Here is a 23,510-nt window from a genome sequence, read left to right on the forward strand (position 1 = left end):
ACCTCCCTGGTGGTCGGTGGTTGTCGTTTGGTCGGTCTTATAGGTCTTTCGACATAATGCAACAGTCAGCGGGATTGTTCCAGAGGGACGAAGACCTGGAAGCTGGTGCCGCTACCCGGCTGGGTACGGCAAAGAATGGACGCCTTCCATTGCACCAGGATGTCGCGGATCACGCTCAGCCCCACGCCCTGGTGGCCACCGCCCTTGCTGGAGGGACGCGGCGAGAAGAGGTCGGTGGCGCGTTCCGGCGGCAAGCCGGGGCCGTTGTCTATCAGGCGGATTTCAACGCAGTTGCGGCCATCCACGCTGACCTGCCCAACCAGGGCAACCGACAGCCGCCCGCCGGGCTGCAGTGCCTCGGAGGCGTTGCGGAAGAGGTTGAGCAGCACCTGCTTGAGCGCGGAGGCCGGCATGGCGGCCGGTGCCACGCCGTCGGCGATGCGGAGTTCGAAGTGGATGTCGCGGCTGGCGAACAGGGCGTCGCCATAGACGGTGCGCATGTCCTGCAGAAGTTCGCCGACACGGCAGCGCGGCAGTTCGCTTTCGTCGGCCGGCAGGTCGCCGGCGCGGCGCAGCAGGTTGCCGATGCGGTCCAGTTCGGCGTTGAGCAGGCCCATCTCGTCCTGCAGCGCCTCGTCCTCCGGCTGGTTCTGGGCCATCAGGCCGAGCCGCGTCTTGAGCACGGTGAGCGGATTGGTTGCCTCGTGGGCGATGCGCCGCACGTGTTCGCGGAAGCGGCCCTTGAGCGCGTCCTCGCGGGCGCCGGCTTGCTCCTGGATGCGGCGCGCGCCAACGATGGCGCGGGCGCCGGCGCCCAGCAGTTCGTTCAGCAGCCAGCGTTCGGCGGCACCCAGCTCCTGCTCCCTGTCCAGCCCCAGCAGGGCGACCGCATGGCGGCCGTCGGCCAGCGGCAGCGGCAGGCAGCAGAAGCCGCGCCGGCCCAACCAGCGGCCGATATGCCAGTCGGCCATGCTGCGGCCGGGGGCTGCGGCGGCGGGAAAGTAGCTGGCGGGCCGGCCGCTGCGCAGGGCCAGGGCGATGACGCTGCTTTCATCTTCTTCGCGCAGCCGCAATTCCTGGATGCGGGCGGCGGCGGTACCGGCTGCGCAGGGCAGCAGCGGATGCAGCAGGCCGTCGTCCGCCGCGGCGAGCAGCAGGAACTGGCGCTGGCCGGTGAGTAGCGGCGTGGCGATGCGCAGGCGGGCGGCGGTGGCTTCTTCGGACTGATCGGCGAAGGCGGCGGTGACCAGCCCGTGCAGCGCGGCGCTGCGGAAGGGGTCGTCGGCGATGCTGGGGGCGCTGGCTGGCAGCGTGGGCAGCCGCGGCGCCGGCGGCGGGTAGGCGGCGTGGCCGGAGACGATGTAGCCGACGTCGGTGCGCAGGCTGTTCAGGCTGCCCGTCGTGAGGCCGGTGAGGCTGGCGATGCGCTCGCCGCGCGTCTCCCAGCCTTTGCCGGCGAGCGAGTCGGCGGCCTTCAGCAGGCGTACCAGCGGATGCGCGGCCAGTGCCTGTTCGTCCAGCAGCGGACCGAGTTCGACGGCGTCGGCCAGGGTGTCCGGCAAGCCACAGGCATGCACCAGCCGGGCAAGGTGGCTGCGGCCATCGTCGGCGAGGAAGAGCGGGCCGGGGTCTTCACTATCGCCGCCACGCTGGCCGAGGCCCAGCACCGAGGGCGTGAGCCAGAGGCCGCCGAGATAGGCTTCGTCCGGCCGCGGATAGCGGGTTTCCAGCGCCAGGTGCAGCGCGCACTCGGCCACCAGCAGGGCGCGTTGGCCGTCGCCGCCGTCATCCGTCTGCGGCAGCCCGAGCAGCCAGGCGCGCAGGAGGTCGGCGCCCAGGGTGGAGAGGCGCTGGCGCAGCGCCAGGTCCAGCCCGCCATCCAGTTCACCCTCCACCAGCGGTGCAGCCAGCAGCAGGAGCAGGCAGAGCGCCGGATCGCGCGCAGCCACCATCGCCACCTCCGGCCAGTTGGGCGTTGCGGCGGCGAGCAGGCGCAGCAGCGTGGCGCTGCTTTCCGGCAGGGGCTGAGGGCGGAACGCGCTGGGCGCGGCGGGGGTCATCGGAGGCGCTGAGCCGGTCGTTGGAATTTGGCCGGATTGTAACCAGCGCCCCGGCGTGGGGATGTGAACGAAGTCGCGTTGCCGAGGGGATATGCAACTTTAGTTGCATCCGGAGCGCGCTGTGCGCTCAGGTCGGTGTCGCGTAAGCCTCAGTTCACGCGGAAAAAACGTACCGTTTCCTGCAGCCGGCTGGCTTGGGCCTGTAGTTCCTCGGCGGTAGCGGCCAGTTCCTCGGAGGAGGAGGCGTTGTGCTGGGTAGCCTGGCTGACCTGGTTCACCGCCATGCTGATCTGGGCGGCGCCGCCCGCCTGTTCCTCGGAAGCGAGTGCGATCTCCTTCACCAGCGCGGCGTTCTTCTGGATGCTGGGCAGCAGTTCCTCGAACAGGCTGCCGGTGCGCTCGGCCAGCCTGACGCTGGAGCCGGCCAGTTCGCCGATCTCGCGTGCGGCGACCTGACTGCGTTCGGCCAGCTTGCGCACCTCGGCGGCGACCACGGCGAAGCCCTTGCCGTGCTCGCCGGCGCGGGCGGCCTCGATGGCGGCGTTCAGCGCCAGCAGATTGGTCTGGTAGGCGATGTCGTCCACGATGCCGATCTTCTGCGCGATGGCCTGCATGGCGCCCACGGTTTCGCTGACCGCCTCGCCGCCGGCCTGGGCGTCGGTGGCGGCGCGGGCGGCGATGGCTTCGGTGGCGCCGGCGTTCTCGCGGTTGTGGGCGATGGAGGCGGCCATCTGTTCGACCGAGGCGGTGGTCTCCTCGATGTTGGCAGCCTGTTCGCTGGCCGCCTGCGACAGCGATTGGGAGGTGAGGCTGACCTGGGCGGAGGCGTTGGCCAGCGACGCGGTGGACTCCAGCACTTCGATCAGCGTGCCGCGGGTGCGCTCTATCATCCGCTCGGTGGCCTTCATCATGCGGCCGACCTCGTCGTTGCCGGTGCTATCCGCATGCACCGTGAGGTCGCCTTCGGCCAGGGCTTCCATCACCGCCTGCATCTGCTGCACCGGCCGCACCACGCTGCGCATCACCACCACGCCGAAGGCCACCATCAGCACCAGGATGAGGGTGGCCAGGCCGCCCTGGCGCAGCGCGCTGCCGCGGAACACCGCATCCACGTCATCCACGTATATGCCCGAACCGATCACCCAGTTCCACGGCTTGAAGCCGGCGACATAGGAGATCTTGGGCACGGGCTCGGTGCTGCCGGGCTTGTTCCAGTGGTATTCGACGAAGCCGGCGCCCTGGTCGCGCACCACCGCGGTCATGTCGGCGAACAGGCGCTTGCCGTTGGTGTCCTTGAAGTCGGTGAGGTCCTTGCCCAGCAATTGCTGCGAGGTCGGGTGCATCACCATGCGGTTCTCGCCGCTGTGGATCCAGAAGTACTCCTGGCCGTCGTAGCGCAGTTCCTGCAGCGTCTGCATCGCCCCCTGCTGCGCCGCCGCCTCGCTCATCTCGCCGGCCTGCGCCTGGGCGTGGTAGCGGGTGACCACGCCCAGCGCCACTTCGACCACGTTGCGGGTCTTGAGCTTGCGGTCCTCCACCAGGTTGTCGCGCAGGCTGGTGAGGCCGATGGCGATGTTGATCAGGTAGCCGAGCACCGCCAGGGCGATCAGCAAGCCGATCTTGTGACCGATCTTCAGATTCTTCATCACGCCTCCCCGGGCGTTGTTGGGTGGAAGTCAGGCTTGCAGGCTGTCGGCGAAGCCGAGGGCGATCAGCTGGGCGCGGTTGAGCTGTTCGCGCTCCAGGTGCAACTCCTCGGCGGCGGCCAGCAGGTTGGCGGCGTCGAAGCTCTCGCAGTGGCGCGCCAGGCGCAGGAAGGGAGCGAACTCGCCCTGGTCGTGGAGCAGGGCGTCGATGACTGGCGCGGGCAGCAGCATCTCGTTGAGCAGGGTCTGCATGGAGGTGCCGAGCAGCACGTGCAGCAGGGAGAAGGCGCCGGTGATGAAGAGGTTGTCGCGCTCGGACTTGTCGAAGTAGGCAGAGCCTATTTCTTCCATGAAGCGGCCGCGGGCAATGGCGGTCTGCATCATCGCCGGGGCGCCGGGGTCGCGGCTGGCGGTGACCAGCAGCAGCGACAGCCACTTGTTGAGGTTGGTGTAGCCGAGGATGCTGACCGCGTGGCGGAAGGACTGGATTTCGCACATCAGGCCGAAGCCGGCGGAGTTGATGTAGCGCAGCAGCTTGTAGGACAGCGCCACGTCCTGCTTCAGCACCGCTTCGATTTCCTTGATATCGCCGTTGTTGCGGACGAGGTTGAGCAGGCGGACGATCTGCGCATGGCCGGGCGACAGCGACTTCGCCACCGGGTTGCCGTTGAGGAAGAACCAGCCGGAGGCGCCGTCGTAGCCCTTGCCCACTGCCTCGCGGAAGGCCGGCACGTCGGCCAGGCCCCAGGCCAGCGCCAGGCCGGGCGCGCCATCCGGCGCCGGATGCTTGCGCGCGTCCATCAGCGAGAAGCGCCAGTCGGCGCCCGCCGGCACTACGCCGCCCGGCGTATGCCAGGTGAGGCAGACGCTGTTGCGGGTTTCCCGCAGCTGTGGCAGCAGCGCCTGGGTCTGCGGGTGATTCAGCGCCTGCGCGGGAATCTCGATCATGGCGTTGGCCGGGATCTGCCAGGCCAGCAGATCGGGCGTGGGCACCAGCCGGCCCAGGCTGACGAAGACGGTGTGGTGGCTGGGCCAGACGTCCGCCAGTTCGTTCAGGGTTTCCGTCACCGCCGCAATGTTGGGCCCGTGGGCGACCAGCCGGTTGGCGGTGATCGCCCGGTTCTTGTTGACCACGGGCTCGCGGGTGAGGACGGTCATCTGGCTCATGCGTTTGGCGTCAGCTCGCTGCGTTGGCGAAGGTGAAGGCGTCGGCGTGGAAGGCGCCCTCAGGCAGGCCGCGGGTGCCGACGAAAGCCTGGCGGGCCGCATCCACCATGGCCGGCGCGCCGCAGACGTACACCTCGTGGCCGGAGAGATCGGCGAAGTCGGCCAGCACCGCTTCGTGCACCAGGCCGCGGCGGCCGTCCCAGGCTTCATCCTTCGCTTCCGACAGCACCGGAATATAGCGGAAGCCAGAGAGCATGGCGGCCCAATCTCGCGCCAGCGTGTCCATATACACGCCGGCAGCGTTGCGCGCGCCCCAGTAAAGGGTGATGGGCCGCTGCAGGCCGACGTGGATGGCGTGCTCCACCATGCCCTTGATCGGCGCGAAGCCGGTGCCGCCGGCCACCAGCACGATGGGGCGCTGGCTGTCCTCGCGCAGCCAGAAGCTGCCCAGCGGTCCCTCGAAGCGCAGGATCTCCTTCTCCTTCATGCCTTCGAAAACGTGGCCGGTGAAGCGGCCACCGTCGATCCTGCGCACATGCAGCTCAAGCCGGCCGGCGTCGTGCGGCGCGTTGGCGATGGAGAAGCTGCGGCGCTGGCCGTCGGCCAGCAGGATGTCGATGTACTGGCCGGCGCGGAACTGGAAGGCCTCGCTGGCGGGCAGCTTGAGCTCGATGATCATCACGTCCGGCGCTGCCAGTTCCAGCTTCTGCACCCGGCAGGGCAGCTTCTTCACCGGGATGTCGCCAGCGCGGGTGACGTTGCGTGCTTCCAGCATCAGGTCGGAACAGGCGCGGGCGCGGCAGAACAAGGCATAGCCGGCGTCGCGGTCGGCGGGCGACAGCGCGCCCTCGGAGTACAGGCCGCGGTCCAGCTCGCCGCTCAGCACCTTGCCCTTGCAGGCACCGCAGGCGCCGTCGCGGCAGCTGTAGGGCAGCAGCAGGCCGGCCTGCAGCGCCGCTTCGAGTATGGTCTGGTCGGAAGCGGCCTCGAAGGTCTGGCCACCGGGCTGGAGCGTGATCTGGAACGACATGGGCGTGGGATAGAATGGATCGATGAAAAGACTGTTGATCGTCGGTGGCGGCGACGTCGCCAGGCGGGCCATCCCGTGGCTGGTGCGGCGTTTCCGCGTGTATGTGCTGTCGCGCCGGCCCGAGGGTGCCGCGGCACTGCGGGCGGTGGGCGCGCTGCCCATCGCCGGCGACCTCGACGATCGCCGCAGCCTGCAGCGCTTGAGCGGCCTGGCCGATGCGGTGCTGCACTTCGCGCCGCCACCCGCGCAGGGCGAGGGCGATCCTCGCACGGTGCGCCTGGTTGCGGCGCTGGCGGGTCGGCGGAGTCTACCACCACAGCGCCTTGTATACATAAGCACGACAGGGGTTTACGGCGACTGCGCCGGGGCCTGGACGGACGAGTGCCGGCCCTGTAAACCGGCCAGTGCGCGGGCGCGGCGGCGGGTGGCGGCCGAGGACGCGCTGCGCCGCTTTGGTCGTCGCAACGGTGTTGCCGTCGGCATACTGCGCGCGCCCGGCATCTACGCCGCCGACCGCCTGCCGCTGGAGCGCCTGCAGCGCGGCGACCCGGTGTTGAGCGCCGAGGACGACGTGCATACCAACCACATCCACGCCGAAGACCTTGCCCGCCTCGCCTGTGCGGCGCTGTTCCGCCTGCGCGGCGGCCGGGTGGTGAACGCGGTGGATGACAGCGCGCTGAAGATGGGCGACTACTTCGATCGCGTCGCCGATGCCTTCGGCCTGACGCGGCCGCCGCGGCTGGCCCGGGCGGCGATCAGCCAGGTGCTGTCGCCGCTGACGCTGTCCTTCATGGCCGAGTCGCGCCGCCTGCGCAATCACAGGCTGAAGCGCGAGTTGCGGCTGGCGTTGCGCTATCCCACGGTGGACGATGGCCTGCGCGCCGCCCTCGCCGAACGCTGAACATCCCTTGCCTGGAGCTTTTCCCCGATGCTGGTGCTGAAGTCGCTGCACATCATTTTCGTCGTCAGCTGGTTCGCCGGCCTGTTCTACCTGCCGCGCCTGTTCGTCAATCACGCCATGGTGGAGGATGCCGCCACCGCCGAGCGGCTGGCGCTGATGGAGCACAAGCTCTACCGCTTCATGACGCCGCTGGGCATCCTCGCCGTTGGCCTCGGCCTGTGGCTGTGGTTCGGCTACGGCTTCAGCGGCGGCTGGCTGCACGCCAAGACCACGCTGGTGGTCGGCCTCATCGCCTATCACCTCTACTGCGGCAGGCTGATGCGCGACTTCGCCGCCGGCCGCAACCGCCGCAGCCACCGCTGGTACCGGGTGTTCAACGAGGTGCCGGTGCTGGTGCTGTTCGCGGTGGTCTTCCTGGTGGTGTTGAAGCCGTTCTGAACTTGCTCAGGGCGCGGGCGGCCGGCCGGCGGCGGCCAGCTCCTCCGGCGTGTTGATGTTGCGGAAGGCCGCCGCCACATCGTCGAAATCCACTTCCACCGCCTTCACCGCCGCATGCCACTGCGACACCTTGCGGCCGCCGCCGTCGAGGAAGGCGCGCAGCGAGCCGGCCAGCTCGCGCCGGCACAGGCAGAACACCGGCTGGCTGCGGCCCTCGGTGCGCGCCACCGCCAGCCCGGCGCCAGCGGCGAGCAGCGCGGCGGAGAGGCGGGCGACCAGGTCCGTCGGCAGGAAGGGCGAGTCGCAGGGCGCGGTGGCCACCAGCGGATGGCGTGCCTGCAACAGCGCCGCATGCAGGCCGGCGAGCGGGCCGGGCTGGCCGGGAATGTCGTCGCCGAACACCGGGTAGCCCAGCGCCGCATAAGCCTCGGCATTGCGGTTGGCGTTGATCAGCAGCTCATCCACCTGCGGCGCCAGCCGCGCCAGCGCCCAGGCCGCCATCGGCTTGCCGTCCAGCGTCACCAGCCCCTTGTCGACGCCACCCATGCGGCTGCCCTGGCCGCCGGCGAGCAGTACGCCGGTAATGGCGGGCAGGGAAGAAGGGGGGGCGGTGCTGGACATGGCGGTGGGGACCGTGCGATGGGGGTGCGCTCCGGATTCTAGCCCGGCACGGTGTGCGGCCTGCGCCCGCCGGCCCGGCGCTGTTCTTCCTCCGAAGCGGAGGCGTCGCCAGCCCGCCCGAACGCCGCCCCGCCACGGCGATACAATGCCGCCTTTTCGCGGGTCCGCCCGCCGTCACCGGAGTCCGCCATGGCCGAACACTTCTTCTCTCCTTGCCCGCGCGGCCTCGAAGCGCTGCTGGTGGAGGAACTGCGCGATTGCGGCGCGAGCGCGGCGGAGGCGGTGCATGGCGGGGTTACCTGGCAGGGCGACTGGAACGCCTGCTATCGCGCCAACCTGGAGAGCCGGCTGGCGACGCGGGTGCTGTGGCGGGTGGGCATGGGCCGCTACCGCGGCGAGATCGACATCTACAAGCTGGCCTACAGCCTTACCTGGGCGAAGTGGTTCACCCCGGACGACACCCTGCGCATCTACGTCACCGCGCAGAAATCGCCGCTGAAGAGCCTGGAATTCATCACCCTGAAGATCAAGGATGCGGTGTGCGACCATTTCCGCACCGTGGCCGGCCGCCGGCCCAGCGTGGATACCGCCAACCCGGCGGTGCGCATCCATGCCTTCCTCACCGCCGATACCGCCACCCTCTACATCGACACCTCCGGCGAGCCACTGTACAAGCGCGGCTTCAAGCCGGCCGCGGTGGAGGCGCCGCTGAAGGAGAACCTGGCCGCCGGCATCCTGCGCCTGTCCGGCTGGCAGCCGGGCGAAACCCTGCTGGACCCGATGTGCGGCAGCGGCACCTTCCTGCTGGAGGCGGCGCAGATGGCGCTGGACATCGCCCCCGGTCTCGGCCGCCATTTCGCCTTCGAGCGCCTGCGCCACTTCGACCGCGCCGCCTGGGCGGCGCTGCGCGGGGCGGCGGAGCAGCGCCGGCAACCGGCGCGGCCGCTGCCCATCTTCGGCTCCGACATCGTCGGCGAGCTGGTCCGCCGCAGCCGCGAGAACCTGCAGGCCGCCGGCCTGGCCGACTGCGTGACGCTGGAGCGCGCCGACCTGCTGGAACGCCAGCCGCCGGCCGCCGAGGGCGTGATGGTGAGCAATCCGCCCTACGGCGTGCGCATCGGCGAGGCGGAGGAGCTGGCCGCTTTCTACCCGCGCCTGGGCGACGCGCTGAAGCAGCGCTGGAGCGGCTGGCGCTGCCTATTCTTCAGTGGCGACACCGCGCTGCCCAAGCTCATCGGTCTCAAGGCCAGCCGGCGCACGCCGCTGTTCAACGGCGCGCTGGAATGCCGGCTGTACGAATACCGCATGATCGCCGGCAGCATGCGGCGGCGCCCGGCGGAGGACGGCTCAAGTTCCTGAGGCTGCGGCCGACATAAGTTTTCGCCACCAGAAAAAAGGAGAACAGCGATGGCGAAGTACCGGGCGACCCCCACCGCCCTGGAGCGGACGATGCGGGAGAACGACTTCATCGTCTCCAAGACCGACCTCAAGGGCCGCATCACCTACTGCAACCGCATCTTCATCGAGTTCGCCGGCTACGCCGAACACGAGTTGCTGGGCGCGCCGCACAACCTCATCCGTCATCCGGACATGCCGCGCGGCGTGTTCAAGTTCCTGTGGGACAGCCTGCACGCCGAGCGCGAGTGCTTCGCCTACGTCAAGAACATGAGCAAGGACGGCGGCTTCTACTGGGTGCTGGCCAACGTCACCCCCTCCTACGGCGAGGACGGTCGCGTCGAGGGCTACTTCTCGGTGCGGCGCAAGCCGCCCGCCGCCGCGGTGCAGGCTTGCACCGCGCTCTACCGCGACATGCTGGCGGTGGAGCAGAAGGCCGGCCCGCGCGACGCCATGTCGGCCTCGCTCGCCCTACTCACCGAGGTACTTGCCGCCAAGGGACTGAGCTATGAGCAATTCGTCCTTTCTTTCTAAGCTGCGGCTGCAGCTTCTCGCCCTCAACCTGCTGCTGGCCGGCGCCGTACTGGCGGTGCTGGCGCTGCGCGGCTGGCAGGGCGTGGACTTCGCCTGGACCGGCTGCCTGGTGGCAGTGGCCGTCGCCTCCAGCCTGCTCTACCTGCGCGCTGCGGCCGCCGCGCTGCGGCCGCTGGAGGCGGTGTCGCGGGTGCTGCGGGAAGCGGCGGCCGGCAAGGTGGGCGGGCGTGTCACCGGCATCGGCGAGGGCGAGTTCGCCGCCTTGTGCTGGGACATGAACGACATGCTGGATCAACTGGAGACCTGCTTCCGCGAACAGCGCAGCGCGCTCGCCAGCGCCGGCCGCGGCGAGTTCCACCGCCCTGCCCAGTCCGCCGGCCTGCATGGCGTGTTCCGCCAGGCGCTGGAAGACAGCAACCAGTCGCTGGCGGTAATGGAGCGCACCTGGCGCGAGGACAGGCGCAACCACCTGCTGTCGCGCACCGGCCAGCTCAACTCCACCAACCTGCTGAACAACATGCGCACCAACCAGCAGGACATGCTGGGCATCGTCTCCGCCACCGAGGAGCTGGAGCGGCTGGCCGCGAGTACCGCCGGCGAGGCCGACAGCAGCCGCGCATCCATGCGGGTGGTGGTGGATGACCTCGCCGCCATCGCCGCCAAGGTGGAGCGTGTGGGCGGCGAGGTGGAGCAGCTCAACGCCCGCAGCGGCGAGATCACCCGCTCGGTGGATCTGATCAAGGGCATTGCCGACCAGACCAATCTGCTGGCGCTGAACGCCGCCATCGAAGCCGCCCGCGCCGGCGAGGCTGGCCGCGGCTTCGCGGTGGTGGCGGACGAGGTGCGCAAGCTGGCGGAGAACACCATACGCGCCTCGAACGAGATCGCCGGTGTGATGACCGCGTTGCGCGAGGACGCCGCGCAAATGCAGGAGGACGCCGCCCAGATGCGGCAGATGGCCGAGTCTTCCCGCGGCAGCGTCGCCGAACTGGAGGCGCGCTTCACCGCCTTCGCCGACGGCGCCCGGCAGTCGCTGGCTCGCATCGACTATGTGCATGACGTCAGCTTCACCTCGCTGGCCAAGGTGGATCACTTCGTGTTCAAGCAGAACGCCTACCTGACACTGGACCACGGCACCGCTTCCGAGCAGGCCGCTGCGGTACACGTCGGCAGCGACGACTGCCGCCTCGGCCGCTGGCTGGCCTCGGCTGATGCGCAGCGCTTCGCCGGCCTGGAAGCCTACCGCCGCCTCGCCCAGCCCCACGGCACGGTACATAGGCGCATGGCCGAGGCGGTGGCGCTGATGGCCGGCGGCTGGGAGACGGACGCCAGCGTGCAGGAGGACATCCTCGCCGCCTTCCGCGACGCCGAACAGGCCAGCGAACAGGTGGTGGAACTGCTGGACCGCATGGTGGCGGAGCGGCACAGCGACGCCGTCCCCGGCTGAGCCGCGCGCCGCCGGCGGAGCGCACGCGCAGTCCTGCGGTGGAGCGAGCGGTGCTCGCGGCGGATGGCATCCTTCTTCCGGCTGTGCGTCCGCACCTCCCGTTTCCTGCCCATCGAACGGTGGGCGCAGGCGCCGAAGCGCGCCAGAATACCGGCGCGGCCGGGTTGAGGGGGCGGCCGCCCCCGGCGCGGCCGCAGCCAAGAGGACCTTCCATGCAGCTCTACTACGCTCCGACCTCGCCCTTCGTGCGCAAGGTCATGGTCTGCGCCCACCTGCTCGGCGTCGCCGGCAGCATCGAACAGCTCGCCGCCGCCGCCCACCCGGTGAAGCGCGACAAGCGCATCGGCAGCTTCAATCCGCTGGCCCAGGTGCCGTCGGCACAGATTGAGGATGGCGCGCCGCTCTACGACAGCCGGGTGATCTGCGAGTACCTGGACACCACCCACCGCGGCGGCCTGTTTCCCGCCGCCGGCCCGGCGCGCTGGCAGGCGCTGACCCGCCAGGCCCTGGGCGACGGCCTGCTCAACGCCGCGGTGCTGACCCGCTACGAGCGGGTCGCCCGGCCGCCGGAGCTGCACTGGCAACCGTGGGAAGACGGCCAGCTGGAGAAGGTGCGCGATGCGCTGGCAGAGATGGAGCGCCAGGCGGCGGCGCTGGCGGTGGAGGGCTGCGCCATCGGCGAGATCACCTTCGGCTGCGCCCTGGGCTACCTGGATTTCCGCTTCCCGGAGCTCGATTGGCGTGGCGCCCATCCGCAACTCGCCGCCTGGTTCGCCCGCTTCGACGCGCAGCCGGCGATGGCGGCGACCCGGCCACACGATTGAGGGGTTCCGGGCGCGCTCATCGAGTCTGCGCTGGCCGTATCAACCAAGCCGGCAGCACTGCGAGTGCGCCCTCTCCCCCGGCCCCGCTCCCTCGAGGGCAGAAGGGGGGCCCGTACTCGCTCGATCCGGGCGTGATCACCCACCCGCGTGCCGGAACTCCTCCGCATGCATGCCCAGGCGGGCGAGCTTGTCGTACAGGGTCTTCTTCGGCAGTTGCAGCCGCTCCGCGGCGGTGGCGACGTTGCCGCCGCATTCCTGAAGGGCTTCGCTGATGAAGCGGCGCTCGGCCTGCTCCAGGCGGCGGGCCAGCGGCAGGGCGCGGTCGTCGCCGGCGGCGGGGGGCGCGGCCGGGCCGGGGCGGTCCAGGCCGAGGCAGAAGCGCTCGGCGGCGTGCTTGAGCTCGCGCACATTGCCCGGCCAGTCGTGCGCCTGCCAGCGGGCGAGGTCGGCGGCGCTCCAGGCCGGTAGCTCGCGGCCGAAGCGGGTGGCGGCTTCGCGCAGGAAGTGGGCCATCAGCAGCGGGATGTCCTCGCGGCGCTCGCGCAGCGGCGGCAGGTCTATGGTGACGACGTTGAGGCGGTAGTAGAGGTCGGCGCGGAAACCGCCGGCGTCGGACAGGGCCTTGAGGTCTGCCTTGGAGGCGGCCACCACCCGGCAGTCCACCGCCACCGGCGCGTTGCCGCCCAGGCGCTCTATGCTGCGTTCCTGCAGCGCGCGCAGCAGCTTCACCTGCAGGTTGAGCGGCATGGACTCGACCTCGTCCAGGAACAGGGTGCCGCCGTGGGCATACTCGATCTTGCCGATGCGGCGCTTGGTGGCGCCGGTGAAGGCGCCGGCCTCGTGGCCGAACATCTCGCTCTCGAACACGGTTTCCGGCAGCGCGGCGCAATTGACTGCGACGAAGGGGCCGCGGCGGCCGCTGGCGGTGTGGATGGCGCGCGCCACCACCTCCTTGCCGCAGCCGGTGTCGCCGTTGATCAGGATGTCCACATCGGTGGGGGCGAGCGCGGCTACCAGCCGCCGCACTTCCTGCATCGCCGCCGTCTGGCCGATCACCGGCAGGCCGTCCTGCGCCGGCAGCGCTTCCTTGAGGCGGCGGTTCTCCAGCAGCAGGCGGCGCTTGTCCAGCGCCTGGCGCACCACCCGCACCAGCTGTTCGGAGGCGAAGGGCTTCTCGATGAAGTCGTGGGCGCCGTCGCGCATCGCCTGCACCGCCATCGCCACGTCGCCATGGCCGGTAACGAGGATGACCGGCAGCTCGCGGTCCTGCTGCTGCAGCTCGTGCAGCAGCGCGAGGCCGTCGCGGCCGGGCAGGCGCACGTCGCTCACCACCGCGCCGGGGCGTTCGCGCGCCAGCGCGGCGAGAGCGCTCTCGGCGTCGGCGTAGGGTTGTACCTGCAGGCCGGCGATGCTGAGGGCCTGGGCGCTGCCCATGCGCACCGCGGCGTCGTCCTCCACCAGGAATACCGGCAGCGCGCTCGGTTCAGCCATGACGGTACTCCTTGGCGTAGCAGTCCGCCTCTATTTCCTGCAGCTCGACGCACAGCTGGGTTTCCAGGCCGGGGGAAGAAACCTGGGCGGACAGCGCCGCCAGCAGCGCATCCGCCAGGTGGCGTTTGCTGGCGGCGTCGCGGCCGGGCATCAGCGCCAGGCGGGCGTGGGCGAAGGCGCGCGGAGTCGCCGCGGTGCCGCTGCGGAAGCTGTGCAGCGGCACCGCGCGGCTCTTGATGTCCGCTTCCTCGAACAGGCCGGAACCGGCCAGGGCGTGGTTGAGGGCGAGCAGCGCGGCGTCGGCATCCAGGCCGAGGTTGGCGGTGTATTCCAGCGTCAGGTGGGGCATGGGTGGTCTCCCGCGGGGGTGGCGGTGGCCGTTGCCGCGTCCAGGATGATGGTGAATTCGGCGCCGCCTTGCGGTGCGTTGCCGCCCTCCAGGCGGCCGCCGAAGCCTTCGATGATGGTCAGCGAGATGGCCAGCCCCAGGCCCAGGCCTTCGCCGGCCGGCTTGGTGGTGTAGAAGGGCTCGAACAGGTGGCTGCGCACTTCCTCCGGCAGGCCGGTGCCCTCGTCGCGCAGGGTAATGCGCACTTCGTCGCCGCGCTGTCCGGCGGCCAGGTGCAGGCGCGGCGAGGGTTGGCCCTGCATGGCGTCCAGGCCGTTGCGCAGCAGGTTCACCAGCACCTGCTCCAGCCGGGTGGCGTCCGCCTGCACCGCCAGCCCGGCCGGCACCGGCGCCAGTTCCACCGTGGCCCGTAGTTCGCGGCGGCGCGGCTCCAGGATGAGCAGGGCGTTGTCGATGGCGCTGGCCACGTCCACCGCCCGCTTCTCCGCCGGCCCCTTGCGGGCGAAGGACTTGAGTTGGGCGACGATGCGGCCGAGGCGGGCGGTGAGCTGGCGGATCATCACCAGGTTGTCGCGCAGCTCGTCCAGCCGGCCCAACTCCAGCAGCGCGGCGGCGTTGTCGGAGAAGGTCTGCAGCGCCGCCAGCGGCTGGTTGAGTTCATGGCTCATGCCGGCGGACATCTGCCCCAGCACCGCCAGCTTGCCGGCCTGTACCGCGGTGTCGCGGGTCTGGCTGAGGATGGCCTGGGTGCGGCGCAGGGCGGCGACCTTGTCGGTGAGGTCGGCGGTGCGCTCGGCGATGGCTTGTTCCAGCTCGGCCTGGGCGCGGCGCAGTTCCTCGCGGCGGGTGCGGTGCAGGCGCTGGTGCGCGAGCACCGCGAGCACGAAGGCCAGCGCGAAGGCGGCGGCGAAGCCCACGCCCAGCGCGCTGCGGTGGGCGTCCGCCGGGTCGGCGAGCAGCACCGCGCGCCAGCCCAGGCTGCCCACCGGCCGACTCTGCATGATGAGTTCGCGGGTGAAGCGGCTGCCGTCGTCCAGCCTCACGGTGCCGTCGTGCAGTGGATGGGAAGGGGCCAGCGGCTGCAGCGGGCTGTCGCCGTACTGGCGGGTGGCGGCCAGCGCGGCGCGGGTGGCCGGCGGCAGCGGTGCCAGCGTGCGGTAGCGCCAGGCCGGTTCGGCGGCGAGAAAGACGACGCCGGCGGCATCGGCCAGCAGGATGCTGTCGCCGCCGCCGGAGAGCTCCGCTTCGGAGGCGGCCAGGTTCACCTTGATGGTGATGACGCCGCGCACCGCGCCGCCCTCGCGGCCGCCTTCGCGTACCGGCGCGGCGAGGAAGTAGCCCGGCTCGCCGGTGGTGACGCCGACGGCATAGAAGCGGCCCAGCCCGCCGGCTGCCGCTTCGCGGAAGTAGGGGCGGAAGCCGTAGTTGTGGCCGACGAAGCTGCCGGGTTGGTTCCAGTTGCTGGCGGCCAGGGTGTGGCCCTGCAGGTCGATGAGGTAGGCGACGCTGATGCCGGCGCCGGCCTGGGCGCGCTGCAGGTAGGCGTTGCAGGCGGCCACCGCGGCGGCATCCTGTGGATGGTCCAGCAGTTGGTGCAGGCGCGGCTCCAGCGCCAGCAGGCCGGGCAGGGCCTCGTGGCGGGCCAGCGCGCCTTCCAGTGACAGCGCGTAAAAGGCCAGCCGGCGGCTGGCGGCCTCGCGCTCGCCGTCGAGGAAGGCTGCCAGCGCCAGCTGGTAGGCCAGCGCCGCGAACAGCAGGCAGGCCAGTGCCAGCCCGCCGACCAGCAGCAGGCGGCGCGGAGGGGGAAGAAGGGGAGGAAGGGAGGGGATGCGCATGGACTCCACCCGCCTATGCTAATCCGGCGGCGCCCGGCGCAGGCCCGCTGCCGGGGCTGCGCCGGGGGACCGGGATGCAGCGCTCAGTCCACCGCGGCCAGCTTCATCTCGTCGTCGGCATGGCGCTGCTGCTCTTCCATCACCAGGCGGCCGAGTTCGCGCTTCAGCTCGTTGAAGGCGTGGCCGGAGGGGTCGCGCGGGCGCGGGATATCCACCCGCTGGTCGCGCTTGATGGTGCCGGGCCGGTAGGTCATGACGACGATGCGGTCGGCCAGGTAGATGGACTCCTCGATCGAGTGGGTGACGAAGAGGATGGTCTTGCCCAGCCGTTCCCACAGCCGCAGCAGCTCGTCCTGCAGGTTGCGCCGGGTGAGGGCGTCCAGCGCGCCAAAGGGTTCGTCCATCAGCATGATGGGCGAATCCAGCGCCAGCACCCGGGCGATGGCCACGCGCTGGCGCATGCCGCCGGAGAGGTCCTTGGGGAAGCGGTCGCGGAAGTCCTTCAGGTTCAGCATCTCCAGCAGCTGCGACACGGTGGCGGCGATCTCCGCCTTCTGCTTCTTCTGCACCTGCAGCCCGAAGGCGATGTTCTCCGCCACCGTCATCCACGGGAACAGGGCGTACTCCTGGAACACCATGCCGCGGTCCGGCCCCGGCCCTTGCACCGGCTTGCCATCCACCGTGATGACGCCGCCGGTGGGCAGGGAGAAGCCGGCGACCGCGTTCAGCAGGGTGGACTTGCCGCAGCCGGAGGGGCCGAGCAGGCAGACGAACTCGCCCCTGGCGATCTCCAGGTCGATGTCCTTCAGCGCCACCACCTCGCGGTCGGCGGTCTTGAACACCTTCTGCACGTTGCTTGCGACGATCTGCGCCATGTCAGTGCTCCAGGCCGCGGTGCCAGCGCAGCAGATGGTTGTTGAGGCGGCTGACGCCGGTGTCTATGGCCAGCCCGAGCAGGCCGATGGCGAGCATGCCGGCGATGATCTTGTCCGACCACATGAACTCGCGCGCCTCCAGGATGCGGAAGCCGAGGCCGTTGTTCACCGCGATCATCTCGGAGACGATGACGACGATGAAGGCGGTGCCGATGCCGATGCGTACGCCGGCGAGGATGTAGGGCGTGGCGGCGGGCAGGATCACCCGGGTGAACAGCGTCCATTGATTCACCCCGAGGTTGTACGCCGCCCGCAGGTAGATGCCGTCCACCTGGCGCACGCCGGCGATGGTGTTCATCAGCACCGGGAAGAAGGCGCCCAGCGCGATCAGGAACACCGAAGGCGGGTTGCCCAGCCCGAACCACAGGATGGAGAGCGGGATGAAGGCGATGGGGGGAATCGGCCGCAGCACCTGCACCAGCGGGTTGAGCAGGGCGTAGGTGCGCTTGTTGGCGCCCATCAGCAGGCCGATGGGCAATGCCAGTCCAGCGCCGACCAGGAAGCCCACCACCACCCGGTAGAGGCTGGCGAAGGCGTCGTGCACCATCTCGCCGGAGAGGGCCCAGGCGAGCCGGGACTGGCTCGTCGGGTCGTAGGCAGCGGCCGGCATCAAGGCTTCCCACCACTTCACCACCACCGCGCTGGGCGCCGGCATGACGATGGGCGAGATCCAGCCGGCGCGCGCCACCGCCTCCCAGACGACGATCAGCAGCAGCGGCACCGCGCTGCCTTCGCACAAGGCCTTGAGCTTGGTCGTCATGGCGGCCTCACTCCACCTTCAGGTCGGCCTTGGCCTTCTGCAGCAGGTCCAGCTTCACCCACTCGGCGGCCTTGGGCGGCTTGGACATGCGGCCGACGCCGTACTTCTGCATGAAGTCGGTGGTGATGTCGATGTGCTCAGGCGTGACGTCGTAGGTGTAGTCGGCGTTGTCCATCGCGTCCTTGAAGTCCTGCGAGCTGATCTGGCCCTTGAACATCTGCTCGCGCACGTATTTCTCCGCCAGCGCCGGATCGCGGATGAACAGCGCGGTGGATTCGACGAAGCACTCCATGGTGCGCTGGGCGAGATCCTTGTTGCCGTAGAGCTTCTCGGTCATCACCAGCAGGCGGTAGGGCTCGCCCATGGCGGTGTCGTAGGGCTTGCTGATCTCGACGCCGAATTTCTTGTTCAGCGCCTGGGAGGATTGGGGCTCCGACTGGCACATGGCGTCGATCTGCTTGGCCGCCAGCGCCTGGTTGAGGTCGGCGAAAGCGAGGAAGACGATCTGCACGTCCTTGCCCGGCTTGTCCGACCACGTGAGGCCGTGCTTCTCCAGCTCGGCGTAGAGCAGCAGTTCCTGGGCGCCGCCGCGAGTCACGCCCACCTTCTTGCCCTTGAGGTCGGTGACCTTGCTGATGCCGGTTTCCGAACCGGCCACCAGCCGCGCGCCGCCCTTGGCGAAGCCGGCCACGGTGTAGATGGGCACGCCGTTGGCACGGCCGGAGATGGCGCCGTCCGAGGCCAGCGCGGCGATGTCGATCTCGTTGGCGACGATGGCCGGCATGATGTCCGGCCCCTTGGGGAACATGCGCTCTTCCAGCTTGATGTTGTACTTGGCGCAGACCTCCTTCATGTAGGACACCGCGCCGTAGTGGGCGAACTTGAGGTTGCCCAGGCGCACCACGTCCTCGGCCTGGGCCGGCGCGGCGAACAGGGCGGAGGTGCACAGGGAAGCGATGGCCGAAGCCAGGATGGCGTTCTTCTTCATGGATGTCTCCTCGCAGGGTGGGTGCGCCCGGCTGCAGTGCCGGGTCGCCCGCCTGGCATACAGCAGAGGGCGTGCCAGGTCGGGCGGGGAGAGCTATCTGTTTGTTTTTGCTGAAGAAGGCGGCGAGGCGCAGCCCGCGGGCGGGGCGGGGGCGTGCGGAATCCCGGAATCGGAGCGGCGGATTTCCGGAATTCCGCAGTCGGGTGCGGGCTTAGGCTGGCGCCTCGCACGCGCGCCGGAGCAATCGGGAACGAGCGCTCAGACGATGTCCAGGTGCTGGATGCCTGCGTTCATGTCACGGTCGGCGTGCTTGCTGTTGAGCTTGATCTGCAGCCGCAGGTCGTTCACCGAGTCGGCGTTGCGCAGGGCGTCCTCGTAGGTGATGAGGTCGGCCTCGTAGAGGTCGAACAGCGCCTGGTCGAAGGTCTGCATGCCGAGCTCGCGCGAGCGCTTCATGATGTCCTTGATGCCCGGCACCTCGCCCTTGAAGATGAGGTCGGAAATCAGCGGCGAGTTCAGCAGGATTTCCACCGCCGGTACCCGGCCCTTGCGGTCTTTCATCGGCAGCAGGCGCTGGGAGACCATGGCCCGCAGGTTCAGCGACAGGTCCATCAGCAGCTGCTGGCGGCGGTCTTCGGGGAAGAAGTTGATGATGCGGTCGATCGCCTGGTTGGCGCTGTTGGCGTGCAGGGTGGCGAGGCAGAGATGGCCGGTTTCGGCGAAGGCCACCGCGTAGTCCATGGTCTCGCGGTCGCGGATCTCGCCCATCAGGATCACATCCGGCGCTTGGCGCAGGGTGTTCTTCAGCGCGGCTTCCCAGGATTCGGTGTCTATGCCGACTTCGCGCTGGGAAATGATGCAGTTCTTGTGCTGGTGCACGTACTCCACCGGATCTTCCACCGTGATGATGTGGCCGTAGGAGTTCTCGTTGCGGTAATCCACCATCGCCGCCAGCGAGGTGGTCTTGCCGGTGCCGGTACCGCCAACGAAGATCACCAGGCCACGCTTGGCCATGGCGATGTCGCGCAGCACGGCCGGCAGGCCCAGCTCATGCAGCGTCGGAATCTTCTGCGCGATGGTCCGCAGCACCAGCCCGACCCGCCCCTGCTGGATGTAGGCGTTGGCGCGGAAGCGGCCTATGCCCGCCGGAGAGATGGCGAAGTTGCACTCCTTGGTGGCTTCGAATTCGGCGGCCTGGCGGTCGTTCATAATGGCCCGCGCCAGCTCGGCAGTGTGCTGCGGCGCCAGGCTCTGATTGGACTGGGGCACGATGCGGCCGTCGATCTTGATCGCGGGCGGGAAGCCGGCGTTGATGAAGAGGTCGGAGCCGTTCTTCTGCAGCATCAACCGCAGCAGATCGTGCATGAACTTGAGGGCCTGATCGCGTTCCATCGAAAAACTCCTGGCCGGTGGCCTGCGGGCGCTGCCCGGGAAGCGGCCATTATCCTTCAGCGCGGCGCGCCGGAGGGCGGAAAACGGCGGGCGGTCGCGCGCTCGCGGAAGCGCCTGGAGGCGGAGGCGGCAAGCCCACCGCGGCGGGCTGGCGCGCCTGTCGCCGGGGGCTGTGGCGCGGGCGCGGATGCAGCCCGGCTCAGCCCCGTTCAGCCGGCGAAGCTGTCCTTGTTCTGCGCCCGCACCCGCGCTTCGGCGGCGGAGACGACGTTGCGGCGGACGAGGTCGGTCAGGCACTGGTCCAGGGTCTGCATGCCCACCGTCTGGCCGGTCTGGATGGCGGAGTACATCTGCGCGATCTTGTTCTCGCGGATCAGGTTGCGGATGGCCGGCGTGCCTATCATGATCTCGTGCGCCGCCACCCGGCCGCTGCCGTCCTTGGTCTTCAGCAGCGTCTGCGAGATCACCGCCCGCAGCGATTCGGACAGCATGGAGCGCACCATGTCCTTCTCCGCCGCCGGGAACACGTCGACGATGCGGTCTATGGTCTTGGCCGCCGACGAGGTGTGCAGGGTACCGAACACCAGGTGGCCGGTCTCGGCCGCGGTCAGTGCCAGACGTATGGTTTCCAGGTCGCGCATTTCGCCCACCAGGATCACGTCCGGGTCTTCCCGCAGCGCGGCGCGCAGCGCGTTGTTGAAGGACATGGTGTCGCGATGCACTTCGCGCTGGTTGATCAGGCAGCGCTTGGACTCGTGCACGAACTCGATCGGATCCTCGACCGTGAGGATGTGGCCGTATTCGTTCTCGTTGACGTAGTCGATCATCGCCGCCAGCGTGGTGGACTTGCCCGAGCCGGTGGGCCCGGTCACCAGCACGATGCCGCGCGGCTGGTCGGCGATCTCCTTGAAGATCTTCGGGCAGTTCAGTTCCTCCAGCGTCAGCACCTTGCTCGGAATGGTCCGGAACACCGCGCCGGCGCCGCGGTTCTGGTTGAAGGCGTTGACCCGGAAGCGGGCGAGGTTGGGCACCGCGAAGGAGAAGTCGCACTCCCAGGTTTCCTCGTACTGCTTGCGCTGGGCGTCGTTCATGATGTCGTACACCATGGCGTGGACGTCCTTGTGCTCCATCGGCGGCAGGTTGATGCGCCGCACGTCGCCGTGCACCCGGATCATGGGCGGCAGGCCGGAGGACAGGTGCAGGTCGGAAGCCTTGTTCTTGACCGCGAAGGCCAGCAGTTCGGTGATGTCCATGGAGGCGGGCTGGGGGCAGGAGAAAGGGGCGGGAGGGCGCTGGGATGACCGGGCTGGCGGGAAGCCGGGGGAGGGGCCGGTGCTATACTTTTGCCGCATCATTCCTAGGAACGGGCTGCGGCAATATGACATCAATCTCCGCCAACTTGCAAGCCGTGGGCGAGCGCATCCGGCAGGCTGCGCGGGCGGCGGGGCGGGCACCCGAAAGCGTGGCCCTGCTGGCGGTGAGCAAGACCTGGCCGGCCGCCGCCGTGCGCGAGGCCGCCGCCGCCGGACAGCGCGCCTTCGGCGAGAACTACGTGCAGGAAGGCTGCGCCAAGGTGGCGGAACTGGCTGGCCTGGACCTCGAATGGCACTTCATCGGCCCGCTGCAGAGCAACAAGACCCGGCCGGTGGCGGAAGCCTTCGATTGGGTGCACAGCGTTGACCGGCTGAAGATCGCCGAGCGCCTGTCGGCCCAGCGCGACGTCCATCGGCCGCCGCTGCAGGTCTGCATCCAGGTGAACGTCAGCGGCGAAGAGAGCAAGAGCGGCGTCGCCCCGGCAGAGGTGGAGGCGCTGGCGCGGGCGGTGGCGGCCCTGCCGCAGCTGCGATTGCGCGGCCTGATGGCCATCCCCGAGCCCAGCGTTGACCCGGCGGTGCTGCATGCGCGCTTCGCCGAACTGCGCAAGCTGCGTGACCGCCTGGCCGAGGCAGGCCTGGCGCTGGATACCCTGTCCATGGGCATGTCCCATGACCTCGAGGCGGCGGTGGCGGAGGGCGCCACCATGGTGCGGGTGGGCACCGCCATCTTCGGCGAGAGGCGTAAGGCCTGAGGCATGGCGGCTGCCAGGCTTCAGGCCTCACTCCTCACCCGTGACAAGAACATGAAGATTACCTTCCTCGGCGGCGGCAACATGGCCGCCGCATTGATAGGCGGCCTGATCGAGAAGGGCTTTTCCGCTGGCGAGTTGCAGGCGGTGGACCTCAGCGCCGAAAGCCGCGAGCGGCTGGCGGCGCGCTTCGGCGTGCGGGCGGTGGAGGCGCTGGACGATGCCGCGCTGGCTTGCGACGTGCTGGTGCTGGCGGTGAAGCCGCAGCAGATGAAGGCGGCGCTGGCGCCGCTGGCAGGCCGGCTCGGAAAGCAGATCGTCATCAGCATCGCCGCCGGCCTGCGCCTGGCGGACATCGGCCGCTGGCTGGGCGGCTACACGCAGCTGGTGCGCTGCATGCCGAACACGCCGGCGCTGATCGGCGCCGGCGTCACCGGCCTGTATGCCGATCCTTCGGTGGACGAGGCCGGCCGCGAGGCCGCCGGCCGGGTGCTGTCCGCCGTCGGCAGCATTGTCTGGATCGCCGACGAGGCGCGCATGGACGCGGTCACCGCGGTGTCCGGCAGCGGCCCGGCCTACGTGTTCCACTTCATCGAGTCGCTGGAAGCCGCCGGCCGGGCGCTGGGGTTCGACGAACAGCAGGCGCGCCGCTTCGCGCTGGATACCACGCTGGGCGCCGCCCGCCTCGCAGTCGCGTCGGAGGAGTCGCCGGCGGTGTTGCGCGAGCGCGTCACCTCCAAGGGCGGCACCACCCAGGCGGCGCTGGAGAGCCTGGCCGCCTCCGGCTGGCACGATGCCATGCTGGCCGCGGTGGCGGCGGCCGAGGCGCGCGGCCGCGAGCTCGGCGATCAGCTGGGCAAGGATTGAGGCGCGCGTGCCGGCCGCCGCCTTGCTGCCGCAGTCCGTCCGCTGCCACTTTCCGGCATTGCGCTTGTCTGTCCGATCGCTCATGGCCGCCCTGCCGCATGCCTTGCCGGCCGCGGCACCGGCCCGTTCTTCCCTCTTGCTAGGTTGAGACCATGCTCGCCAATGTGCTGCTGCTGATCCTCAATACCGTGGTCGGTTTCATCACCCTGATGCTGCTCGCACGCTTCTTCATGCAGTGGCAGCGGGTGTCCTTCCGCAACCAGATCGGCCATTTCGTGGTCACCACCACCGACTGGGTGGTGCGGCCGCTGCGCCGCTTCATTCCCGGCCTGTTCGGCCTGGACATGGCCAGCCTGCTGCCGGCCTGGGCCTTCCAGACCGCGCTGGTGTTCGTCGAGCTGGTGCTGCGCGGCGTGCCGCTGGCCGACAACCCGGCCAGCGTGCTGCTGGGCGTGTGGGGCCTGGGCCTGGTGGAGTTGCTGCGGATGATGATCTACCTCGTCTTCGCCATCGTGCTGGTGTCGGCGGTGCTGTCCTGGGTCAGCCCCTATTCGCCCGCGGCGCCTATCGTGAATGCCCTGGCCGAGCCCTTCCTGCGGCCTTTCCGCCGCATCGTGCCGACCATCGCCAATGTGGACCTGTCGCCGCTGGTGTTGCTGCTGGTGCTGCAGATCCTGCTGATGGTGCTGGGCAATCTGCGCGGCGGTTTCACGCCGCTGCTGATCGGCCTGTGAGCATGCCGCGCAGGCTCAAGCCGCCGTCTCC

Annotated in this window: 22 protein-coding genes; 9 read left to right on the forward strand and 13 right to left on the reverse strand. The window is 69.7% G+C overall.

Annotation, left to right across the window (positions count from 1 at the left end):
• Window positions 1-65: 65 nt before the first annotated feature.
• The 4 genes from C7389_RS08100 to C7389_RS08115 form a co-directional block, all read right to left on the reverse strand.
• Window positions 66-2,060: an ATP-binding protein gene (locus C7389_RS08100; RefSeq protein WP_133590159.1), complete on the reverse strand. Its 1,995-nt coding sequence runs from the start codon at window positions 2,058-2,060 to the stop codon at window positions 66-68.
• Between the two features lie 149 nt (window positions 2,061-2,209).
• Window positions 2,210-3,706 carry a methyl-accepting chemotaxis protein gene (locus C7389_RS08105; RefSeq protein WP_133590161.1) on the reverse strand — a complete coding sequence of 499 codons (1,497 nt, stop codon included), beginning with the start codon at window positions 3,704-3,706 and terminating at the stop codon, window positions 2,210-2,212.
• Window positions 3,707-3,736: 30 nt separating this feature from the next.
• Window positions 3,737-4,873, reverse strand: a complete 1,137-nt coding sequence (locus tag C7389_RS08110; RefSeq protein ID WP_133590163.1) for an EAL and HDOD domain-containing protein — start codon at window positions 4,871-4,873, stop codon at window positions 3,737-3,739.
• A gap of 10 nt (window positions 4,874-4,883) precedes the next feature.
• Window positions 4,884-5,903, reverse strand: coding sequence for a CDP-6-deoxy-delta-3,4-glucoseen reductase (locus tag C7389_RS08115; protein ID WP_133590164.1), 1,020 nt, complete (start codon window positions 5,901-5,903; stop codon window positions 4,884-4,886).
• 22 nt (window positions 5,904-5,925) lie between these two features.
• Here C7389_RS08115 and C7389_RS08120 point away from each other — a divergent pair, with 22 nt between their 5' ends.
• A complete protein-coding gene (locus C7389_RS08120; RefSeq protein ID WP_133590166.1) occupies window positions 5,926-6,804 on the forward strand; it encodes an NAD-dependent epimerase/dehydratase family protein in 879 nt (292 codons plus the stop codon).
• A 27-nt stretch (window positions 6,805-6,831) separates the two neighbouring features.
• Complete coding sequence (locus C7389_RS08125) at window positions 6,832-7,242, forward strand: CopD family protein (RefSeq protein ID WP_133590168.1); 411 nt, start codon at window positions 6,832-6,834, stop codon at window positions 7,240-7,242.
• A 6-nt stretch (window positions 7,243-7,248) separates the two neighbouring features.
• On the opposite strand, the gene mobA is transcribed toward C7389_RS08125, so the two are convergent.
• A complete protein-coding gene (gene mobA / locus C7389_RS08130) occupies window positions 7,249-7,863 on the reverse strand; it encodes a molybdenum cofactor guanylyltransferase MobA (protein WP_133590170.1) in 615 nt (204 codons plus the stop codon).
• Window positions 7,864-8,052: 189 nt separating this feature from the next.
• Here mobA and C7389_RS08135 point away from each other — a divergent pair, with 189 nt between their 5' ends.
• From C7389_RS08135 to C7389_RS08150, 4 genes are all read left to right on the forward strand, one after another.
• Window positions 8,053-9,222 carry a THUMP domain-containing class I SAM-dependent RNA methyltransferase gene (locus C7389_RS08135; protein WP_133590172.1) on the forward strand — a complete coding sequence of 390 codons (1,170 nt, stop codon included), beginning with the start codon at window positions 8,053-8,055 and terminating at the stop codon, window positions 9,220-9,222.
• Window positions 9,223-9,270: 48 nt separating this feature from the next.
• Window positions 9,271-9,792, forward strand: a complete 522-nt coding sequence (locus C7389_RS08140; protein WP_133590174.1) for a PAS domain-containing protein — start codon at window positions 9,271-9,273, stop codon at window positions 9,790-9,792.
• Complete coding sequence (locus C7389_RS08145) at window positions 9,767-11,239, forward strand: methyl-accepting chemotaxis protein (RefSeq protein WP_133590176.1); 1,473 nt, start codon at window positions 9,767-9,769, stop codon at window positions 11,237-11,239. The genes C7389_RS08140 and C7389_RS08145 overlap by 26 nt, the downstream gene beginning before the upstream one ends.
• A gap of 212 nt (window positions 11,240-11,451) precedes the next feature.
• On the forward strand, window positions 11,452-12,063 hold the full coding sequence (locus tag C7389_RS08150) for a glutathione S-transferase family protein (protein WP_133590178.1): 612 nt from the start codon (window positions 11,452-11,454) through the stop codon (window positions 12,061-12,063).
• Between the two features lie 135 nt (window positions 12,064-12,198).
• On the opposite strand, the gene C7389_RS08155 is transcribed toward C7389_RS08150, so the two are convergent.
• The 8 genes from C7389_RS08155 to C7389_RS08190 form a co-directional block, all read right to left on the reverse strand.
• Window positions 12,199-13,554: a sigma-54-dependent transcriptional regulator gene (locus C7389_RS08155; protein WP_133590180.1), complete on the reverse strand. Its 1,356-nt coding sequence runs from the start codon at window positions 13,552-13,554 to the stop codon at window positions 12,199-12,201.
• Window positions 13,547-13,903, reverse strand: a complete 357-nt coding sequence (locus C7389_RS08160) for a 5-carboxymethyl-2-hydroxymuconate Delta-isomerase (protein ID WP_133590182.1) — start codon at window positions 13,901-13,903, stop codon at window positions 13,547-13,549. Before C7389_RS08160 ends, C7389_RS08155 begins: the two co-directional genes overlap by 8 nt.
• A complete protein-coding gene (locus C7389_RS08165) occupies window positions 13,891-15,738 on the reverse strand; it encodes a sensor histidine kinase (protein ID WP_133590184.1) in 1,848 nt (615 codons plus the stop codon). Before C7389_RS08165 ends, C7389_RS08160 begins: the two co-directional genes overlap by 13 nt.
• A gap of 83 nt (window positions 15,739-15,821) precedes the next feature.
• Window positions 15,822-16,613, reverse strand: a complete 792-nt coding sequence (locus C7389_RS08170) for an ABC transporter ATP-binding protein (RefSeq protein WP_133590185.1) — start codon at window positions 16,611-16,613, stop codon at window positions 15,822-15,824.
• Window position 16,614: 1 nt separating this feature from the next.
• The gene (locus C7389_RS08175) at window positions 16,615-17,433 is read right to left on the reverse strand and encodes an ABC transporter permease (RefSeq protein ID WP_133590187.1); all 819 of its coding nucleotides are present in this window, start codon (window positions 17,431-17,433) and stop codon (window positions 16,615-16,617) included.
• A 7-nt stretch (window positions 17,434-17,440) separates the two neighbouring features.
• On the reverse strand, window positions 17,441-18,421 hold the full coding sequence (locus tag C7389_RS08180; RefSeq protein WP_133590189.1) for an ABC transporter substrate-binding protein: 981 nt from the start codon (window positions 18,419-18,421) through the stop codon (window positions 17,441-17,443).
• Window positions 18,422-18,679: 258 nt separating this feature from the next.
• On the reverse strand, window positions 18,680-19,813 hold the full coding sequence (locus tag C7389_RS08185; RefSeq protein ID WP_133590191.1) for a PilT/PilU family type 4a pilus ATPase: 1,134 nt from the start codon (window positions 19,811-19,813) through the stop codon (window positions 18,680-18,682).
• A gap of 209 nt (window positions 19,814-20,022) precedes the next feature.
• Entirely contained in the window at window positions 20,023-21,066 is a 1,044-nt protein-coding gene (locus C7389_RS08190; RefSeq protein WP_133590193.1) for a type IV pilus twitching motility protein PilT, read from the reverse strand.
• A gap of 125 nt (window positions 21,067-21,191) precedes the next feature.
• Here C7389_RS08190 and C7389_RS08195 point away from each other — a divergent pair, with 125 nt between their 5' ends.
• The 3 genes from C7389_RS08195 to C7389_RS08205 all read left to right on the forward strand — a co-directional run bounded on the left by C7389_RS08195 (window position 21,192) and on the right by C7389_RS08205 (window position 23,479).
• Entirely contained in the window at window positions 21,192-21,881 is a 690-nt protein-coding gene (locus tag C7389_RS08195; RefSeq protein ID WP_133590195.1) for a YggS family pyridoxal phosphate-dependent enzyme, read from the forward strand.
• Window positions 21,882-21,932: 51 nt separating this feature from the next.
• Entirely contained in the window at window positions 21,933-22,745 is an 813-nt protein-coding gene (gene proC / locus C7389_RS08200) for a pyrroline-5-carboxylate reductase (protein WP_133590197.1), read from the forward strand.
• Window positions 22,746-22,897: 152 nt separating this feature from the next.
• The gene (locus C7389_RS08205) at window positions 22,898-23,479 is read left to right on the forward strand and encodes a YggT family protein (RefSeq protein WP_133590199.1); all 582 of its coding nucleotides are present in this window, start codon (window positions 22,898-22,900) and stop codon (window positions 23,477-23,479) included.
• Window positions 23,480-23,510: the final 31 nt, after the last annotated feature.

The organism is Azoarcus indigens (assembly GCF_004361735.1).
Classification (GTDB): domain Bacteria; phylum Pseudomonadota; class Gammaproteobacteria; order Burkholderiales; family Rhodocyclaceae; genus Azoarcus; species Azoarcus indigens.

What these genes read in the sequence shown, in the direction of transcription:
- C7389_RS08140 (WP_133590174.1), top strand. Translation starts at nt 9,271, where the DNA reads ATGGCGAAGTACCGGGCGACCCCCACCGCCCTGGAGCGGACGATGCGG.
- C7389_RS08160 (WP_133590182.1), bottom strand. Translation starts at nt 13,903, where the DNA reads ATGCCCCACCTGACGCTGGAATACACCGCCAACCTCGGCCTGGATGCC.
- C7389_RS08120 (WP_133590166.1), top strand. Translation starts at nt 5,926, where the DNA reads ATGAAAAGACTGTTGATCGTCGGTGGCGGCGACGTCGCCAGGCGGGCC.
- proC (WP_133590197.1), top strand. Translation starts at nt 21,933, where the DNA reads ATGAAGATTACCTTCCTCGGCGGCGGCAACATGGCCGCCGCATTGATA.
- C7389_RS08180 (WP_133590189.1), bottom strand. Translation starts at nt 18,421, where the DNA reads ATGAAGAAGAACGCCATCCTGGCTTCGGCCATCGCTTCCCTGTGCACC.
- C7389_RS08105 (WP_133590161.1), bottom strand. Translation starts at nt 3,706, where the DNA reads ATGAAGAATCTGAAGATCGGTCACAAGATCGGCTTGCTGATCGCCCTG.
- C7389_RS08150 (WP_133590178.1), top strand. Translation starts at nt 11,452, where the DNA reads ATGCAGCTCTACTACGCTCCGACCTCGCCCTTCGTGCGCAAGGTCATG.
- C7389_RS08145 (WP_133590176.1), top strand. Translation starts at nt 9,767, where the DNA reads ATGAGCAATTCGTCCTTTCTTTCTAAGCTGCGGCTGCAGCTTCTCGCC.
- C7389_RS08195 (WP_133590195.1), top strand. Translation starts at nt 21,192, where the DNA reads ATGACATCAATCTCCGCCAACTTGCAAGCCGTGGGCGAGCGCATCCGG.
- C7389_RS08175 (WP_133590187.1), bottom strand. Translation starts at nt 17,433, where the DNA reads ATGACGACCAAGCTCAAGGCCTTGTGCGAAGGCAGCGCGGTGCCGCTG.
- C7389_RS08125 (WP_133590168.1), top strand. Translation starts at nt 6,832, where the DNA reads ATGCTGGTGCTGAAGTCGCTGCACATCATTTTCGTCGTCAGCTGGTTC.
- C7389_RS08190 (WP_133590193.1), bottom strand. Translation starts at nt 21,066, where the DNA reads ATGGACATCACCGAACTGCTGGCCTTCGCGGTCAAGAACAAGGCTTCC.
- C7389_RS08135 (WP_133590172.1), top strand. Translation starts at nt 8,053, where the DNA reads ATGGCCGAACACTTCTTCTCTCCTTGCCCGCGCGGCCTCGAAGCGCTG.
- C7389_RS08185 (WP_133590191.1), bottom strand. Translation starts at nt 19,813, where the DNA reads ATGGAACGCGATCAGGCCCTCAAGTTCATGCACGATCTGCTGCGGTTG.
- C7389_RS08110 (WP_133590163.1), bottom strand. Translation starts at nt 4,873, where the DNA reads ATGAGCCAGATGACCGTCCTCACCCGCGAGCCCGTGGTCAACAAGAAC.
- C7389_RS08170 (WP_133590185.1), bottom strand. Translation starts at nt 16,613, where the DNA reads ATGGCGCAGATCGTCGCAAGCAACGTGCAGAAGGTGTTCAAGACCGCC.
- C7389_RS08205 (WP_133590199.1), top strand. Translation starts at nt 22,898, where the DNA reads ATGCTCGCCAATGTGCTGCTGCTGATCCTCAATACCGTGGTCGGTTTC.
- C7389_RS08115 (WP_133590164.1), bottom strand. Translation starts at nt 5,903, where the DNA reads ATGTCGTTCCAGATCACGCTCCAGCCCGGTGGCCAGACCTTCGAGGCC.
- C7389_RS08165 (WP_133590184.1), bottom strand. Translation starts at nt 15,738, where the DNA reads ATGCGCATCCCCTCCCTTCCTCCCCTTCTTCCCCCTCCGCGCCGCCTG.
- C7389_RS08100 (WP_133590159.1), bottom strand. Translation starts at nt 2,060, where the DNA reads ATGACCCCCGCCGCGCCCAGCGCGTTCCGCCCTCAGCCCCTGCCGGAA.
- mobA (WP_133590170.1), bottom strand. Translation starts at nt 7,863, where the DNA reads ATGTCCAGCACCGCCCCCCCTTCTTCCCTGCCCGCCATTACCGGCGTA.
- C7389_RS08155 (WP_133590180.1), bottom strand. Translation starts at nt 13,554, where the DNA reads ATGGCTGAACCGAGCGCGCTGCCGGTATTCCTGGTGGAGGACGACGCC.